General features: G+C 58.5%; 4 protein-coding genes. All 4 read right to left on the reverse strand.

The features are described from left to right. Positions 1-29: 29 nt before the first annotated feature. Positions 30-299 (reverse strand): hypothetical protein, encoded by a 270-nt coding sequence (locus CWI66_RS17325; protein ID WP_100732364.1) that lies wholly within the window; start codon positions 297-299, stop codon positions 30-32. Next, a complete protein-coding gene (tnpC, locus tag CWI66_RS17330) occupies positions 289-1,944 on the reverse strand; it encodes an IS66 family transposase (RefSeq protein ID WP_193365618.1) in 1,656 nt (551 codons plus the stop codon). The genes CWI66_RS17325 and tnpC overlap by 11 nt, the downstream gene beginning before the upstream one ends. Positions 1,945-1,972: 28 nt before the next feature. Continuing rightward, a complete protein-coding gene (gene tnpB / locus CWI66_RS17335) occupies positions 1,973-2,317 on the reverse strand; it encodes an IS66 family insertion sequence element accessory protein TnpB (RefSeq protein WP_016915087.1) in 345 nt (114 codons plus the stop codon). Further along, the coding region (tnpA, locus tag CWI66_RS17340; protein ID WP_232711002.1) for an IS66 family insertion sequence element accessory protein TnpA at positions 2,314-2,685 on the reverse strand (372 nt) is incomplete at its 5' end. The genes tnpA and tnpB, both read right to left, overlap by 4 nt.

Consider the following 2,685-nt stretch of genomic DNA (forward strand, 5'->3'; position numbering starts at 1 on the left):
GTAAGCGTTCATTCCACGACGTAGTTGACCTACTTCACGTCACGCAGAGGCCTTAATAACTCCGGCGAGACCTTGTACTGTTTGGTGCCGTCCTCGGCCAGAACAATCACACTCTTGCGGTTGATCTTGGTGACGATCCCCAGCACCGGGCCTTCCCGGCCTTCGAAGGTCACTTTCAGGCCCACCCGCAACTGACTCAAGGCTTGCAGGGTTTCCTGCTCTTGCAGTTCATCAATGCGCTGGCAGATGTACTGGTTCAGCTCCAGCAATTGGTCGATGCTCATGTCCTCAATGCGCACGGACGGTAGCCTCCGGCTGTTTGCTCTGTCGATCAGGATGGCGTGGGTCGATCAGCGCCCGTAATGGGTTGTCGGCAAACCGGGTTTTCCAGAGACGAGGCGTCAGGTCGCTGACGTCACTGGCCGGGTGCTGGCTGATGCGTTGCAGCACGTCCACCAGGTAGGTGTAGGGGGTAATATCGTGCAGCTTGCAGGTGCTGATCAGGCTCTGGATGATGCCCAGGTGTTCCGCGCCCAGTTCGGTCCAGCAGAACATCCAGTTTTTCTTGCCCATGGGGATGGGCCGTAGGGCCCGTTCCAGGTGATTGGTATCGGGTTGTACGCCCGGATCTTCCAGGAACACCGTCAGGCTCGTTTCCCGGCCGAGCACGTAATTCAGGGCTTTGGTTAACGGTTCACTGGGTAACAGGCCGCCTTGCCCCAACTGATCCCGGCACCATTGGAAGAAGCCGCTGACGACCGGCTTCGCATGGTCCAGCCGGTATTGACGCTTCTTCTCGCCGGTGAGCTCCTTTTCCTTAATGGTATCTTCAATCTGGTACAGCTTCGCGATCTGTTGCAGGGCTTCGGTGGCCTTCTCAGGATGATCCTTTTGGGCCTCAACGAAGCAACGGCGACTATGCACCCAGCATTGAGCATGAGTAATGCCTTTCTGGGCCGCGGCATAGCGGGCATATGCGGCATAACCATCGCTGATCAGAGTGCCACTGAATTGGTCGTTCAGAACCTGCTCGATGTGCAGTCGGCCCCGACTGTTCGAGTAGGTAAACACCACTTCGTCGTCATCACCGTATAGGGGCCAGAACCAGCCTGTTTTCATCTTGCCTTTCTGCGGGCCTGCCCGGCCCTGGTGGCCCGCTTTGATGGGTGTTTCGTCCATGGCCAGCACCCGGCTGCGCAGCACGTTGTCGGTCTGGGCGTCCACAATGGGCCGAAGCAGGTCGATGGCCCGCTTCACCAGGTTCGTCAGGGTGCTGCGGCTGAGGGTAATACCCGCTTGTTGAATGCGCTGGTGCTGGCGATACAGCGGCAGGTGGAACTGGAACTTGTCCACCAGCAACCCGGCCAGCAGGCTGACATCGGCCAGGCTGTTGTCCAGCACGTTGAACGGGGCTGGTGTTGTCACAGGTTTTTGATCCGTGCCCTTACGACGGAACACCGGGCGTTCGCATTTGAGCACCACATAGCTGGAGGCCCGCTGGGCCAGACGGTAGGTGGTTTTGGTGCCGATGATGTCGTATTGGTCGGCGTCCGGCCCGGTCAGCTCCGGCGGCAGTTGCTCGATCACTTCCACCGGTACATCCGCCGTAAAGCGCAGGCCGGTGTCGTTCAGGCAGTCGTCATCGCGCTGCTTTTTGCCGGTGCCGCGCTGGTAGGCCTTGATGGTGCGCTTTTCTTCCTCGGCAGGCTGTTCCGGTAGCGGTGCGTCATCCGGTTGGAACAGGTTGTCCTGTTCCGGAATATCGTAAACCTGTTTCTCGGATTTGGGGCCGAACAGCTGCTTCTTGAACCAGTCTAACTGGTGTTTCAACTGCCGAATGGATTCCGCCTGGGCCTCCAACTGCTCGCGCTGCAACGCATTTTCCTCGGCCAGGGCCGAGTAGGAAGGTGCATTGGGTTGGGGGTCGGAAGCCGTTGAATTCATGGCCGACATTATACCGGAAGTCCGTCTTCTATACCCCTCGAAAACGCTTGAATTGGCGGTATTTCTGCACCTCGATGCCATCGATCAGTAGTTGCAGATCCGTCAGGGTCAAGGCTCGCTGACCGGAGGCGGATAACGGCACCCGGAACTGCCCCTGCTCCAGGCGCTTGGCCCACAGGCAATAACCGGTAGCGGTAAAATACAGCATCTTCATCTGGGTCTTGCGACGATTGACGAAGACGAAATACTGGCCACTGAGTGGGTCGTGCTTCAACTGATTCCGGACCAGGGCGCTCAGGCCCCGGAACGATTTGCGCATATCCGTGGGCTCGGTGCACAGCCAGATGCGCGCCTGACTATCGAGCCCGATCATCCGTTCTGGCTCAGCCGCAATTCGACGCCGTTGCCGAGGCTGAGCACAATGTTCCAGCCTGGGCCGGACTGCGCTGCACCCATCAGAGAGGACAGGTCCAGAAAACCGGCTTCGCCGGAATCCGCTGAGTCACCGGCCGCCTGATCGGACAGGCGCTTGCGCCAGTTGCAGAAACTGGCGTAGCCGATGTTCTCTTGTTTGCAGAACTTCGAAGCTGACAGACCACTGTCTCGCTGCTGATTGACCAGGGCCTGCCACTGTTCGGGTGTGCGGTGCTTTCTCATGGGGGTAACCTCGCTTGGAAACTGTGAGGTTACTTTAGGGCGAATTTTAGCGGGGTGGCAGAACGTCGTGGAATGAACGCTTAC

The organism is Halomonas sp. 141 (assembly GCF_002810305.1).
GTDB classification, from domain to species: Bacteria; Pseudomonadota; Gammaproteobacteria; order Pseudomonadales; family Halomonadaceae; genus Vreelandella; species Vreelandella stevensii.

Coding starts and splice junctions, on each gene's coding strand:
- tnpC (WP_193365618.1), bottom strand. CDS start 1,944: ATGAATTCAACGGCTTCCGACCCCCAACCCAATGCACCTTCCTACTCG.
- tnpB (WP_016915087.1), bottom strand. CDS start 2,317: ATGATCGGGCTCGATAGTCAGGCGCGCATCTGGCTGTGCACCGAGCCC.